Consider the following 13,418-nt stretch of genomic DNA (forward strand, 5'->3'; position numbering starts at 1 on the left):
ATCATGACAGCAGTTCTGCCAGCACCGTCTCCCCGCCGATCGTGCGCTGCCCGGGCTCGACGAGCGGCCGGGTGCCGACGGGGAAGTAGGTGTCCACCCGCGAGCCGAAGCGGATCAGACCGTAGGTGTCGCCGATGGTGAGCGCGTCGCCGGTCTTGGGCTCGCACACGATCCGGCGCGCCAACAGGCCCGCGATCTGCACGACCGTGACCAGCTGACCCGAGGCGGTCTCGAGGATCATGCTGTTGCGCTCGTTCACCCCGCTGGCCTCGGGCAGGTCGGCCGAGCGGAATTGGCCGCGGCGATAGGCGATCTCGCGCACGGTGCCCGACACCGGCGTGCGCTGCACGTGCACGTCGAGCACCGACAGGAAGATGCTCACCCGCGGCACCGCGACGTCACCGAGATTCAGCTCGGCGGGCGGCACGGCGGTGTCGACCAGCGCGACCTGTCCGTCGGCCGGGGACACCACGACGCCGGGCCGATTCGGCGGCACCCGGTGGGGATGCCGGAAGAAGGCCGCGCAGGCCGCCGCGGCCGTCAGCGCCGCCCGCCGCACCCAGGTGCGCCGCCGCCCGAGCACCGCCACCGCCAGCGGCGCCGCCACGAACGGGAGACCGGCGGGATGCAGCGGCGGTACCGCGTCGCGGACCAGATCGGCGAGATGGCCGACTCCGGTTCGGTCGGGCGTGCCGGGCGGGGTGGGGCGGCGGGCCACAGGCTCCTCTTTCGTGCATGGACTTGGTGCGGTGTGATACGCGCTCACACCTTACGGGAATCGGGCGGCCCAGACAGGTCTCCGAACGCGAGCAATCGGCCGGCGAACGGGACATAGTGGAACTGATTGCGACTTTACCCAACTAGCGGCTACAGTTCGGGATAATATGAGGGGGCCTCATGTCTTCGGTTAACACAACCGGTCGCAGAGGACCCGATGATGGAAGGCGCGGGTGGGGTCGTCACGCCGGGATCGCAGGTCCCGGGGGACCGCCTGCCGGTACATAGGAGAAGCACGATGGCTGCACGACTCGCCCGGATCACCGGGGCAGAGCACACAGCGATGCTCGGGCTCGGCGTGTACCGCCCGGCCCGGGTCGTCACCAACGACGAGGTTGCCGGACCGATCAACTCGAGCGACGAGTGGATCCGCACCCGCTCGGGCATCCGGAACCGGCGGTTCGCGTCCGATGCCGAGACCATCGTCGGCATGAGCGCCGCCGCGGGCCGTGCTGCGCTCGCCGCCGCGGGGGTCGGCCCCGAGGAGGTCGACTGCGTCATCGTGGCCACCTCCACCTGGCTGCTGCTCACCCCGGCCGCGGCCCCGCAGGTCGCCACCGAACTCGGCATGGGAAATCCGGCCGCCTTCGACATCTCCGCCGGCTGCTCCGGGTTCTGCCACGCCATCGCGGTGGCCTCGGACCTGGTCAAGGGCGGTACCGCGCGCCGTGCACTGGTGATCGGCGTGGAGCGGCTGACCGATACGATCAATCCGGCCGACCGCGGCACCGCGTTCCTGTTCGCCGACGGCGCGGGCGCGGTCGTGATCGGCCCGTCCGACGAGCCCGGCATCGGCCCGACGGTCTGGGGTTCGGACGGCACTCAGCATCGCGCGATCCGTCAGGACAAGGACTGGATGGAGTTCTTCAACGAGATCGACGCGAAGGGTACCGACGCCGTGCGGCCCTATCTCGCCATGGAGGGCACGGCGGTATTCCGTTGGGCCGCACACTCGTTGAAGAAGGTCTGCCTGGACGCCATCGCCGTGGCCGGGCTCACCCCCGCCGATATCGACGCGATGGTTCCGCATCAGGCCAACGGCCGCATCATCGAGATCATGGCCAGGGAGCTGAAGCTGCCCGAAAGCACCGCGCTGGCCAACGATATCGAGGAGACCGGAAACACCTCGGCCGCCTCGATCCCGCTGGCCATGGAGGCGCTGCTGCGCTCGGGGAAGAGCAAGCCCGGCGCCGACGCGCTGCTGGTCGCCTTCGGCGCAGGACTGTCCTGGGCCGCGCAGGTCGTCAAACTGCCCAACTGGCAGTAACTCGGGGATGGTGAGCCGGCGGAGCTTGCGGAGCCGGCGGGGTGGGTTGAGCGCTGTCAATCCAGTTCCCACTTGACGGTGACCGTGAACGTCACCGTCTGGGTGCCGGGCTCGAGCGGAATGTCCGGCGCCGCAAACTGACTCCGCGCGCTCGGCGGCGGCGGGTTTGCGCCGCTGCTGGTTTCGTTGATGGTCGTCACCGACCCCAGTTTCAGCCCGGACAGCACCGCGTACTGCTCGGCCCGGGCCTTGGCATCGGCGAAGGCCCGGGCACGGGCGTCGGCGAGCAGCTTGGAGTTGTCGTCCAGGGCGAAGGACACCGAATCGATCCGTGTGGCATTGCCGCCGGCCTGCGTGGCGGCGCCCAGGATCGCCGAGGCCTTGGTCAGATCGCGCACCACCACGTGCACGGTGTTGCTCGCGCGGTAGCCGGTCACGGTGCGGTCGTTGCTGTACTCCGGTTGCACCGAGACGTCGGTGGTGCGGATATCCTCGCGCCGCGCGCCCGCGGTCACCATGGCGTCGATGAGCGCCTTGCCCTGGGTGCTCGCCGACGAGATCGCGGTCGAGACGTCCGGCGCGGTCACCTCGACGCCGAGGTCGGAGTTCAGCGTGTCCGGCGCGCCCTGTACCTGCCCGGACCCGATCACGGTGACATCGCGGTGCGGGCCGCCGGAGTTCGAGGAACTTCCGCATCCGGTGAGCAGGGCGGCCGTACCGGCCAGGGCGGCAACCGATCCATAGAAACGTCGCATCACCGAGACATTAGGCCAGTGAACGCCGCCGGCTGCCTACTTCTCCGCGGCGGCCTTGATCTTCGCGAGGGTGGCGTTCATGCCGTCGGTCAGATTCGTCTCGAATTGCTGCTCGCCGCCGAGGAACGCGTCGATCATCATGCGCACGGGCTTGCGCACGCCGTGGGGAATGTCGCGCCGCTCGACCAGCTTGGTCCCGGACTCGGTGGGCTCGAGCGTGAAGCTCCAGACGGTGCCGTTCTCGTTCATCCGGAATGCGAAGGCCCGGTTGGGCTCGAAGCGCGTGATCCGGGAGGTCGTGGGGTAGTAGTAGCCGTCGTGGTTGAGGTTGACCGTCCAGGTGCCCGCGCGCGGGGTGCCGAGCGGAATCATCCGCACGGTGTTGGGGCTGAACTCCGGCATCCGCTTCAGATCCGAGAGCACCGCCCAGACCCGTTCCGGCGGCGCGGCGATCTCGATGGTGGCAGTCAATGGGTTCGGCAACGCGCCCTCCGGGATCCGAGATATGTGTTACCGCGGATCCTACTGTGCACCGCCCGTGACCGGTGGTATGTGACTGAGGTCACTTCTGGTCGAAAATCGACTGGATCACATTCTGATGTGAGGGGTGCCCGAATCCGTAATGCGGGCCGCAGAATGACAGATAGAGATTACGGCGTTCGACGAAGCAACCGACTGGGCATGTTTCCGTCTCATGTGAGGTGATCGGCCGTGAATTTTCGCTCTCTACTCAACCGCCGGCACGTGGTTCCACTGCCGCTACTTCCGGATTTCGACACCGAACGGACGTTCGGGCCGTTGCGAAAACGTGGTGATACCGACCGCGAGGAACGACTCGAGCGCCTGCTCACTCCCACCGAGCTCGACATCGTCGAGCACCGGCAGCCGGGCTGATGATGCCCGGTCTGCCGGGCACCCGGGTGCAGCCCACAGCGAAACGTCTGCCCGCGACTTGCGCATACCGCCCATACTCATGAGGTGACTTCACCAGCTGCCGCCAAACCGGCGATTCTCAGTGTCGACGACGATCCGGGTGTCTCCCGCGCCGTCGTCCGGGACCTGCGGCGCCGATACGGTGCGGACTACCGCATCCTGCGCGCGGAATCGGGGGCCTCGGCCCTGGACGCGCTTCGTGAGATGAAACTGCGTGGTCAGCCCGTCGCCGTGCTGATCGCGGACTATCGGATGCCGGGAATGGACGGCATCGAATTCCTGGAGCAGGCGATGGACCTGCATCCGTATGCGCGCCGGGTGCTGCTGACCGCGTACGCAGACACCAATGCCGCCATCGAGGCGATCAACGTCGTCGATCTGGACCACTATCTGCTCAAGCCTTGGGATCCGCCGGAGGAGAAGCTGTATCCGGTGATCGACGCGCTGCTCGAGGCGTGGCGGGGCGACGATCACCGCCCCGTGCACGAGACCAAGGTGATCGGGCACCGCTGGTCGGCCCGCTGCTCGGAACTGCGGGAGTTCCTGGCGCGCAACCAGTTGCCCTATCGCTTCTACCTGGCCGACGAGCCGGAGGGCGCCCGGCTGCTGGCCGCGGCCGGGGCGGACCCGGACAGCTGCCCGGTGGTGATCGATCCGACCGGCCGGGCACTGCTGGCGCCCTCGGACAGCGAGGTGGCCGTGAGCGTCGGCCTCAACACCGATCCGACCGGCGAGTTCTACGACCTGATCGTGGTCGGCGGCGGTCCGGCGGGGCTGGGCGCGGCGGTGTACGGCGCGTCGGAGGGCCTGCGCACGGTGCTGGTCGAGCGCACGGCGACCGGTGGTCAGGCGGGGCAGAGCTCGCGCATCGAGAACTACCTGGGCTTCCCGGACGGTGTGTCCGGCGCGCAGCTGGCCGATCGGGCCCGCCGACAGGCGGTCAAATTCGGCGCCGAGCTGATCACCGCCCGCGAGGTGGTGGGCCTGGACGTCTGCGGTTCGGCGCGAGTGGTGAATTTCGACGACGGCAGCTCGATCGCGGCACATTCGGTCCTGATCGCCACGGGCGTGAACTACCGCCACCACCCGGCCCCCGGGGTGGACGAATTCACCGGGCGCGGAGTGTATTACGGCTCGGCGATGACCGAGGCCGCGGACTGCATCGATCGCGACGTGTACATCGTCGGCGGCGCGAATTCGGCGGGCCAGGCGGCGGTGTTCCTGTCCCGCAACGCCTGCAAGGTGCACATCCTGATCCGCGGCGACTCGCTGGAGAAATCCATGTCGCACTATCTGATTCAGCAGATCGAGCAGATCGGCAACATCGTCGTGCACCCCTGCACCGAGGTCGTCTCGGTCGACGGCCACGATCACATGGAGCGAATCATCCTGCGCAACAACGCGACCGGTGCCGAGGAGAAGGTCGATGCCGAGCGATTGTTCCTGTTCATCGGGGCTGCGCCGGAAACCGACTGGCTGGACGACATCGTCGCCCGCGATCCGGCCGGATACGTGGTGGCCGGACCCGATCTGATGGTCGACGGCAACCGCCCGCCGGGCTGGGAGCTGCCGCGCCCGCCGCATCACCTCGAGACAAGCGTCCCGGGCGTTTTCGTGGCCGGGGACGTGCGCTCGGATTCCGCCAAGCGGGTCGCCTCCGCCGTCGGCGAGGGCGCGATGGCGGTCATGCTCGTGCACCGGTACCTGGCCAAGCAATAGGAGAGAGTGTTGTGACTGATACTCAGAAGGCCCTGTCCGACTCGGGGAACGCGACCAGCGCCCGGACGCTGTGCGACCCCGACGAACTGCGCACCCTGTTCCTGTTCGAGAAGCTCGACGACGACCAGCTGGACTGGCTGTGCCGCGGCGGGCACGTCGAGACCTTCGAGCCGGGACTGGTTTTCCGCGAGGGCGACCCGGCGACGTGCTTCTACGTACTGATGGACGGCGAGGTCGTGCTGACCAAGCAGTCCGGCGGCGAGGAGATCGAGCTCGTCCGCACCCGGCATCGCGGAGCGTATTCCGGCGCCTGGATGGCCTATATGGGCGACAAGGTGGAGCAGAACTACAACGGATCGTTCTACGTCACCCAGCCCTCGAAGTTCTTCGTGCTCGATTCCGCGACCTTCGCGCAGATGATGCGCGAATGGTTCCCGATGGCCCTGCACCTGCTGGAGGGCGTGTTCTTCGGCAACCGCAACAGCAACGAGATCATCGGCCAGCGCGAGCGCCTGCTCGCACTGGGCCAGCTCTCGGCCGGGCTCACCCACGAACTGAACAACCCGGCGTCCGCGGCGGTGCGCGCCACCTCGGCGCTACGGGACCGGGTCGCGGGCATGCGGCACAAGCTCAAGATGATGGCGCACGGCAAGTTCACCCCGGCCGCGTTCGAGGCGCTGGTGCAGCTGCAGGAGGAGGCGGCCACCCAGGTCGCCAAGGCCCCGACACTGACCCCGCTCGAGACCGCGGACCGCGAGGACGAGCTCGGCGACTGGCTCGACGGGCACGGCATCGCCAACGGCTGGGACATCGCCCCGACCTTCGTGCAGGCCGGATTCGACGTCGACTGGCTCGAACGGATCTCCGGAGCGCTGGAGGGCTGCGACGGCGGTGTGTTCGAGGGCGCGATCCGCTGGCTGAACTACACGGTCGAGACCGAGCTGCTGATGAACGAGATCACCGACTCGACCACCCGGATGTCCTCGCTGGTCAATGCGGCCAAGCAGTATTCGCAGATGGACCGCGCGCCGTTCCAGGTGGTCGACATCCACGAGCTGCTCAAGAGCACGCTGGTGATGCTGGCCCGCAAGATCGGCGACGACATCACCGTGGTCAAGGACTTCGACCGCACGCTGCCGCAGGTGCCGTGTTACGCAGCGGAATTGAATCAGGTGTGGACCAATCTGATCGACAACGCGGTCGCCGCGATGGACGGGCACGGCACCCTGACCGTGCGCACCTACCGCGAAAACGAGTGCGCCGTCGTCGAGATCGGCGATACCGGTCCCGGCGTGCCCGCCGAGCTGCGGCACCGGATCTTCGAGCCGTTCTTCACCACCAAGCCGGTGGGCGAGGGAACCGGTCTGGGGCTGGACATTTCGTTCCGTATCGTGGCCAAGAAGCACGGCGGCGATATCAGGGTCGAGTCGGTTCCCGGCGATACGAGGTTCATCGTGCGGCTGCCGCTGAATCCGGAGAACCGGCCCGTCGAAGGTCAGGACGTAGACACGAATTCTGGAGGTGAAGGATGACAAGAGAATCCGACAGCGCCGCGATCGAGGGCATCGATCCGGCCGTGCCGCCGAGCGGCGCGGGGTGTGCGGAATGCGAAGCGGCGCAGGGCTGGTGGGTCCACCTGCGGCGGTGTGCGCAGTGCGGTCACGTGGGCTGCTGCGACACCTCGCCGGAGCAGCACGCCTCCAAGCACTTCGCGGACACGGGCCACCCCTTCATCCAGAGTTTCGAACCGGGCGAGGAATGGTTCTTCGACTTCCGTTCCGACGAGATGTTCGGCGAGGGGCCCAAGCTCGCGCCGCCGCAGCATCATCCGCGCGGTCAGACGGTGCCCGGCCCGCGCGAACGCGTGCCCCGGGACTGGCAGAACCACATCCACTGATCGCCGGGCGGGTGAACCCGGTGCACGTGCGCGCTCGCGGCCCGGTACGCTGCGAGCGCGCTGGGTAGCCCGGCGTCCACCGACCACCCGGGAATATGCACAGATGAAACAACTTTCGGTGACCGTCGCTCGTGGCGCGATGATCGTTGCGCTCGGCGCCATGGCAACCGGTCTGGCCGCGTGCGGCGGCGGCAAGGACAACGCCGCGAACGCCGCTAGCGGGGCCAGCACGACCAGCGCGACCGCCTCTGCCGCTGCCACCACCGCCGCGTCCGGCAGCGCGACGGCGAGCGCCGGGACGACCGCCCCGACGACAACGACCAAGTCGACACTGGGCCCGGCCTCGCAGACGCTGTGCAGCACCTTCCGGAACATGGACATCGACACCGAGAAGTCGGTGGTGGAAAAGGCTCTCGCGGAAAACCCCGGCTCCAAGTTTCAAGGTAGCCCGGATGTAGCTCTGGGCACTGCGAAGCTGGTGTGCCTGGCACACAGCGTGCAGAACGAGCCACTGGCCGTCGCGATCGGAATCGCCCAGAAGTAGCCCGCCGGGATTTCCGCGAGTGGCGTCACCTCAGCCGAAGTAGCCGCCGAACAGGATCTTCGCGACCTGGCTGTCGGTGTCCCTGCCGGTCTGGTCGCCGTTCGCGACCGTCTGGGTGTTGCAGGTGATGGCCACGGTGTAGCGCTCGTCCGGGCCGACGAAGCCGACGGAGTTGTCGTTCCAGGAACCGTCGGCGTTGTCGGGAGACCAGCCGTCCTTGTTGCCCGGCCGGGCCGCGGGGCCCGCACCCCACACGCCCCACTGCTGCACGGCGCCGACCCCACGCATCTCGTTGATCAGGTAGGTGCGGTCGGCGGGGTTCAATTGGGCCAGCGCGGAATTGATCAGCCGGTCGAGGTCTGCGGCCGTGGTCTTCATCCAGCCCCAATACGGCTGCGCGTCCCGGAATGTCGACGACGTCATGCCGAATCGGCCCAGGTCCCGGGCGAAACTCGCGCCGCCGTAACGTTTCCACAGCGCATCGGCGGCGTCGTCGTCGCTGACGTTCAGCATCCGGTGCATCAGGTCGCGGTCCGACGCGGACAGCGAGATCGCTCCGGATTCGTTGCGCAGCAGCAGGCTCGCGACCATCTCCAGTTTCTCGGTGGACTCGGCCCACACCTGGTTGTTCGCATTGCCGTTCTGCCAGATGGCGCCGGTCTTGCGGTCGAACACGACGATGCCGGTGATGCCGGGGCGGGTCTTGGCATAGCCGTCGGCCGCGGCGGCGCGGGTGACCAGTGCCGGATCCAGCGCCTGGGACTGGGCCGAGGCCGCGGGCAGGTGCACGGTGAGGGTTGCGGCCAGGGCCGCGGCGACTGCGATTGTCTGTCTGATTACGGACATATCCACCTATCAGGGCCGGTTGGGGGCGTACCTCGCCCCTGCAGGGTATTGGACTCCGCGAGCAGGTTCTGCAGGAGTGCGCGTGTCGGCCGACTCACAATAGCCGTCAACCAATCGTTGACTTTGATCTCAAAGTCAACCTAGAGTTGACGCATGACAGCAAACATTCGCCTCGACGATCTGATCGAGGGCATCAAACGGGCACGTCCCGACGACCCCCTGGAACAACTCGCCGACGCGGTGGTGACCGCGGGGCACCTCAGTGAGGTGGCCGATCATCTGATCGGGCACTTCGTCGATCAGGCCCGCCGCTCGGGCGCCTCGTGGACCGATATCGGCCGCAGCATGGGCGTCACCAAGCAGGCCGCCCAGAAGCGGTTCGTGCCCAAGGGCGGCGACTCGGCCATGGATCCCAATGCCGGATTCGCTCGGTTCACCGACCGGGCGCGCAAGGTCGTGGTGGCGGCGCAGGAGGAGGCGCGGCGGGCAGGCAATCCGGAGATTCAGGTCGAACATCTGGTGCTCGGATTGCTCAGTCAGCCGGAAGGCCTTGCGGCGCAGGCGATCATCGCCAAGGGGATCAGCCTGGATGCGGTACGCCGGGTCGCCGAGGCGGCGCTGCCGCCGACCGCCGACGAACTGCCCGCGCTCATTCCGTTCGACGGCCAGGCACGCAAGGTCCTCGAACTCACCTACCGGCAGGCACTGCGCCTGGGCACCAACTACATCGGCACCGAGCACGAGCTTCTCGCGCTGCTGGAGCAGGAGGACGGCTCCGGGATCCTGTCCGGTCTCGGCCTCGACCACGCCGACATGGAGAAGACGATCATTGCCCAGCTGGGGCAGTTGTTGCAGCAGCCGGTGCGGCCCGGGCAGGCGCCCCCGCCGCAGGCGCCCGGTTCCGTGCCGCCGCCCGTCGCTCCGCCGCCGCCGGGGCAGGTGCCCGCTCCGCCGCATGCGCCCGGGCATCCGCCGCCACACTTTGCGCCCGAGCATCCACGTGGCCCGCAGCCCCCGATGTCCCCGCCGCGGCCCGTACCGCCGCAGCCGTGAGCCGGTAGTCGGCGTCCAGCGAAACCCTTGTGTGCCACGGGCGGTGCACATAACGGGTGCGGGCGAATACGTCAGGGCCGCGCCGGGTGAGTCTGCCGGCGCGGCCCTTCGGTGCGATGTCAGTGCGGCGTGCGCGCCACGGCGAATACCCGGCGGAACGGCAACCACGTCGTCCCGTCGGCCTGGCGCGGATACGCCTCGCGCAGCATCGAACCCAGCTCGGCGGTGAATCGATCCCAGGCGGCGTCGTCGAGGGCGTCGCGCACCGGTCGCAGTGCGGTGCCCTTGACCCAGGTGAGCACCGGATCGTCTCCGGTGAGGCGCTGCAGATACGTGGTCTCCCAGGCGTCCACCGCGCATCCGGCGGCGGCCAGCACGGCGGCGTAGCCGGCGGGATCGAGAACGTTGCGCGGCTGCAGAATTCCGGCCGGTTCGAGGCGCTCGCTCCACTCGTCCCGGGCGGCGAGCTCGCGAATGCTGCGGTGCGAGGGCGCATCGAAGTTGCCCGGCACCTGGATCGCGAGCCACGCGCCGGGCGGCAGCTTGCGCGCCCATTCGTCCAGCAGCGTCGGATGGCCGGGGACCCACTGCAGCACCGCATTCGACACGACTACATCGGTGTCGGGTTCGGGCGCCCAGTCCCGCACGTCCAGCAGCGTCGCGTGCACCCCACGGGCACGGGCCGCGGCCACCATGTCGGGCGAGGAGTCCGAGGCCTCGACGACCGCCTCGGGCCAGCGCTGCGACAGCGCGGCGGTCAGATGGCCGGGGCCGCACCCGAGGTCGGCGACACGCCGAGGACGGTCGGCGCCGATGCGCGAGAGCAATTCGAAAAATGGGCGGGAGCGGTGGTCGTCGAAGGCCAGATACTGCTGCGGATCCCACATGGGAAGCTCCTGACGTTGCTCACCAAACCGTACGTACGTACTTTAAAAGGACGAAATGCGGTTGCGCAAGAGTTGTCCGGATAGGATGTGGCTATGGCGGATGACACCGATTCCGACATGATCGCAGGGGAACTCCGAACTGACCTGCTGCGAGCGCTGACCTATGTCGAGACCGAGTCCGGTCCCGACGGCAGCTACATCGTCAACGGGGATCTTCCGCCCGATGTCGCGCCGCCGTTCATCCGCGCCATCATGCGCATCGAGGCCGAGTTGCTACTGCACGACGCACTGCAGGTGACCGTCGACCGCGGCGAGCCGCGCACGCCCGAGGAGCGCCGCGCCGATGCCTTCCTCGCACTCGCATTGCGGGTCACCGATACCTGACTTCGTCGAGGTAACCCCCGCCGGAGCGTTCTGCTCAACCTTGCACTCGGTACTGGCGAGTGCTAAAAATGGTTCTGGCACTCCAAACCTGTGAGTGCCAGGTCGGGATGGTGAGACCGGGAGCCATGACACCCTCGGTCGTCCGTCGCGGGCACCGAACCTGGCCAGATCGTGTCAATCCCCTGATCTGGAGGATCTCAACGCAATGGCCAAGACAATTGCGTACGACGAAGAGGCCCGTCGGGGCCTCGAGCGGGGTCTGAACAGCCTCGCCGACGCTGTCAAGGTGACGCTGGGCCCCAAGGGCCGCAACGTCGTGCTGGAGAAGAAGTGGGGCGCCCCCACGATCACCAACGATGGTGTGTCCATCGCCAAGGAGATCGAGCTCGAGGACCCGTACGAGAAGATCGGCGCCGAGCTCGTCAAGGAAGTCGCCAAGAAGACCGACGATGTCGCGGGCGACGGCACCACCACCGCCACCGTGCTCGCCCAGGCGCTGGTGCGCGAGGGCCTGCGCAATGTCGCGGCCGGCGCTAACCCGCTGGGTCTCAAGCGCGGCATCGAGAAGGCCGTCGAGGCCGTCACCGCCAAGCTGCTTGACACCGCCAAGGAGGTCGAGACCAAGGAGCAGATCGCTGCTACCGCCGCCATCTCCGCCGGCGACGCGTCCATCGGTGAGCTGATCGCCGAGGCCATGGACAAGGTCGGCAAGGAAGGCGTCATCACCGTCGAGGAGAGCAACACCTTCGGCCTCCAGCTGGAGCTGACCGAGGGTATGCGCTTCGACAAGGGCTACATCTCGGGTTACTTCGTCACCGACCCGGAGCGTCAGGAAGCGGTCCTCGAGGACCCGTACATCCTGCTGGTCGGCTCGAAGATCTCGACCGTCAAAGACCTGCTGCCGCTGCTGGAGAAGGTCATCCAGGCCGGCAAGCCGCTGCTGATCATCGCCGAGGACGTCGAGGGCGAGGCCCTGTCGACCCTGGTCGTGAACAAGATCCGTGGCACCTTCAAGTCCGTCGCCGTCAAGGCCCCGGGCTTCGGTGACCGCCGCAAGGCGCAGCTGGCCGACATCGCCATCCTGACCGGCGGCGAGGTCATCAGCGAAGAGGTCGGCCTCTCGCTGGAGACCGCGACCGTCGACCTGCTGGGCACCGCGCGCAAGGTCGTCATCACCAAGGACGAGACCACGATCGTGGACGGCGCCGGCGATGCCGAGGCCATCCAGGGCCGGGTCGCGCAGATCCGCACCGAGATCGAGAACTCGGACTCGGATTACGACCGCGAGAAGCTGCAGGAGCGCCTGGCCAAGCTGGCCGGCGGTGTTGCGGTGATCAAGGCCGGCGCCGCCACCGAGGTGGAGCTCAAGGAGCGCAAGCACCGCATCGAGGATGCCGTGCGCAACGCCAAGGCCGCCGTCGAGGAGGGCATCGTCCCCGGTGGTGGTGTGGCCCTGCTGCAGTCCGCTCCGGCTCTGGACGACCTGAAGCTCGAGGGTGACGAGGCCACCGGCGCGAACATCGTTCGTGTCGCGCTGGCCGCGCCGCTGAAGCAGATCGCGTTCAACGCGGGCCTCGAGCCCGGCGTGGTGGCCGAGAAGGTCTCCAACCTGCCCACCGGCCAGGGCCTCAACGCCGACACCGGCGTGTACGAGGACCTGCTGGCGGCCGGTGTGGCCGACCCGGTCAAGGTGACCCGTTCGGCGCTGCAGAACGCGGCCTCGATCGCGGCCCTGTTCCTCACCACCGAGGCCGTCGTGGCCGACAAGCCGGAGAAGGCCGCCGCTCCCGCGGGCGACCCGACCGGCGGCATGGGCGGCATGGACTTCTGAGTCCCGCCGTTCGGCACGCAGTTTCGAACCGGTAGCCGGTCCACTCTTCGGAGTGGGCCGGCTACCGGCGTTTCGGGCATATATGGATTCGCGATGCGCCATTCCCTGTGCCGATCAACTTCAGCAACCGGAAATTCGTGATGCCCGACCCCGCGCGGTCACATGATGTTGCCGTGGCGGACATCCATGGTTTGGCCGCGTGACCAGGCGATTTGACATTGAAACCGCCTGCCGCGTAACTTATTCCAGGTCAGAGCGACACGGACACCGACCCGGAGCCGAAAGGCCTGGGAAACGAGGTTGGACGAGGAGCGCCTGGCACTCACACTAGCTCGACTTCAGAACCCGATTTGGTTCGGGATTGAAGGTTGCGCTAAGCTTGAAAAGTTGCCTCACCGATCAACCGAGATAAAATCTCGCGAGATGGTGTGTGCGTGTGTTCTTTGAGAACTCAATAGTGTGTCGATGAATGTCAGTGCCAAATATTTATTTTGGTTCCGGCGCTTACACCCCCGTGTGGGTGTC

General features: G+C 67.6%; 13 protein-coding genes and 1 pseudogene. 9 read left to right on the forward strand and 5 right to left on the reverse strand.

What is annotated here, in order from left to right; all coding sequences use genetic code 11:
- Position 1: 1 nt before the first annotated feature.
- Complete coding sequence (locus ABH933_RS09110) at positions 2-718, reverse strand: phosphatidylserine decarboxylase (RefSeq protein WP_429419126.1); 717 nt, start codon at positions 716-718, stop codon at positions 2-4.
- A gap of 297 nt (positions 719-1,015) precedes the next feature.
- Here ABH933_RS09110 and ABH933_RS09115 point away from each other — a divergent pair, with 297 nt between their 5' ends.
- Positions 1,016-2,044, forward strand: coding sequence for a beta-ketoacyl-ACP synthase III (locus ABH933_RS09115; protein WP_215922120.1), 1,029 nt, complete (start codon positions 1,016-1,018; stop codon positions 2,042-2,044).
- A gap of 56 nt (positions 2,045-2,100) precedes the next feature.
- Here the strand turns inward: ABH933_RS09115 and ABH933_RS09120 are convergent, their stop codons facing one another.
- On the reverse strand, positions 2,101-2,799 hold the full coding sequence (locus ABH933_RS09120) for an SIMPL domain-containing protein (RefSeq protein ID WP_429419129.1): 699 nt from the start codon (positions 2,797-2,799) through the stop codon (positions 2,101-2,103).
- A gap of 36 nt (positions 2,800-2,835) precedes the next feature.
- Positions 2,836-3,282, reverse strand: coding sequence for an SRPBCC family protein (locus ABH933_RS09125; protein ID WP_429419132.1), 447 nt, complete (start codon positions 3,280-3,282; stop codon positions 2,836-2,838).
- A gap of 228 nt (positions 3,283-3,510) precedes the next feature.
- Here ABH933_RS09125 and ABH933_RS09130 point away from each other — a divergent pair, with 228 nt between their 5' ends.
- The 5 genes from ABH933_RS09130 to ABH933_RS09150 all read left to right on the forward strand — a co-directional run bounded on the left by ABH933_RS09130 (position 3,511) and on the right by ABH933_RS09150 (position 7,892).
- The gene (locus ABH933_RS09130) at positions 3,511-3,693 is read left to right on the forward strand and encodes a hypothetical protein (protein ID WP_215922117.1); all 183 of its coding nucleotides are present in this window, start codon (positions 3,511-3,513) and stop codon (positions 3,691-3,693) included.
- Between the two features lie 84 nt (positions 3,694-3,777).
- Positions 3,778-5,451 carry an FAD-dependent oxidoreductase gene (locus ABH933_RS09135; RefSeq protein WP_429419134.1) on the forward strand — a complete coding sequence of 558 codons (1,674 nt, stop codon included), beginning with the start codon at positions 3,778-3,780 and terminating at the stop codon, positions 5,449-5,451.
- A gap of 11 nt (positions 5,452-5,462) precedes the next feature.
- Positions 5,463-6,983, forward strand: coding sequence for an ATP-binding protein (locus tag ABH933_RS09140; protein ID WP_429419136.1), 1,521 nt, complete (start codon positions 5,463-5,465; stop codon positions 6,981-6,983).
- Positions 6,980-7,348 (forward strand): UBP-type zinc finger domain-containing protein, encoded by a 369-nt coding sequence (locus ABH933_RS09145; RefSeq protein WP_429419138.1) that lies wholly within the window; start codon positions 6,980-6,982, stop codon positions 7,346-7,348. Before ABH933_RS09140 ends, ABH933_RS09145 begins: the two co-directional genes overlap by 4 nt.
- Before the next feature lie 103 nt (positions 7,349-7,451).
- Positions 7,452-7,892 (forward strand): hypothetical protein, encoded by a 441-nt coding sequence (locus tag ABH933_RS09150; protein WP_429419140.1) that lies wholly within the window; start codon positions 7,452-7,454, stop codon positions 7,890-7,892.
- A 30-nt stretch (positions 7,893-7,922) separates the two neighbouring features.
- Here ABH933_RS09150 and ABH933_RS09155 read toward each other — a convergent pair whose 3' ends face one another.
- Positions 7,923-8,738: a serine hydrolase gene (locus tag ABH933_RS09155; protein WP_429419142.1), complete on the reverse strand. Its 816-nt coding sequence runs from the start codon at positions 8,736-8,738 to the stop codon at positions 7,923-7,925.
- A gap of 153 nt (positions 8,739-8,891) precedes the next feature.
- On the opposite strand from ABH933_RS09155, the pseudogene ABH933_RS09160 reads away from it, so the two are divergent.
- A pseudogene (locus ABH933_RS09160) lies at positions 8,892-9,590 on the forward strand (Clp protease N-terminal domain-containing protein); the annotation flags it as partial.
- A gap of 320 nt (positions 9,591-9,910) precedes the next feature.
- Here the strand turns inward: ABH933_RS09160 and ABH933_RS09165 are convergent.
- Positions 9,911-10,678, reverse strand: coding sequence for a trans-aconitate 2-methyltransferase (locus tag ABH933_RS09165; protein WP_429419144.1), 768 nt, complete (start codon positions 10,676-10,678; stop codon positions 9,911-9,913).
- A gap of 93 nt (positions 10,679-10,771) precedes the next feature.
- Here ABH933_RS09165 and ABH933_RS09170 point away from each other — a divergent pair, with 93 nt between their 5' ends.
- Together ABH933_RS09170 and groL are read left to right on the forward strand one after the other, a co-directional pair.
- Positions 10,772-11,062: a hypothetical protein gene (locus ABH933_RS09170; protein ID WP_429419146.1), complete on the forward strand. Its 291-nt coding sequence runs from the start codon at positions 10,772-10,774 to the stop codon at positions 11,060-11,062.
- 205 nt (positions 11,063-11,267) lie between these two features.
- Positions 11,268-12,893, forward strand: a complete 1,626-nt coding sequence (gene groL / locus ABH933_RS09175) for a chaperonin GroEL (protein ID WP_215922109.1) — start codon at positions 11,268-11,270, stop codon at positions 12,891-12,893.
- Positions 12,894-13,418 lie beyond the last annotated feature (525 nt).

It is taken from the genome of Nocardia sp. GP40, assembly GCF_050434125.1.
Lineage (GTDB): Bacteria > Actinomycetota > Actinomycetes > Mycobacteriales > Mycobacteriaceae > Nocardia > Nocardia albiluteola.

What these genes read in the sequence shown, in the direction of transcription:
- ABH933_RS09115 (WP_215922120.1), top strand. Translation starts at nt 1,016, where the DNA reads ATGGCTGCACGACTCGCCCGGATCACCGGGGCAGAGCACACAGCGATG.
- ABH933_RS09120 (WP_429419129.1), bottom strand. Translation starts at nt 2,799, where the DNA reads ATGCGACGTTTCTATGGATCGGTTGCCGCCCTGGCCGGTACGGCCGCC.
- ABH933_RS09145 (WP_429419138.1), top strand. Translation starts at nt 6,980, where the DNA reads ATGACAAGAGAATCCGACAGCGCCGCGATCGAGGGCATCGATCCGGCC.
- ABH933_RS09150 (WP_429419140.1), top strand. Translation starts at nt 7,452, where the DNA reads ATGAAACAACTTTCGGTGACCGTCGCTCGTGGCGCGATGATCGTTGCG.
- ABH933_RS09155 (WP_429419142.1), bottom strand. Translation starts at nt 8,738, where the DNA reads ATGTCCGTAATCAGACAGACAATCGCAGTCGCCGCGGCCCTGGCCGCA.
- ABH933_RS09165 (WP_429419144.1), bottom strand. Translation starts at nt 10,678, where the DNA reads ATGTGGGATCCGCAGCAGTATCTGGCCTTCGACGACCACCGCTCCCGC.
- ABH933_RS09170 (WP_429419146.1), top strand. Translation starts at nt 10,772, where the DNA reads ATGGCGGATGACACCGATTCCGACATGATCGCAGGGGAACTCCGAACT.
- groL (WP_215922109.1), top strand. Translation starts at nt 11,268, where the DNA reads ATGGCCAAGACAATTGCGTACGACGAAGAGGCCCGTCGGGGCCTCGAG.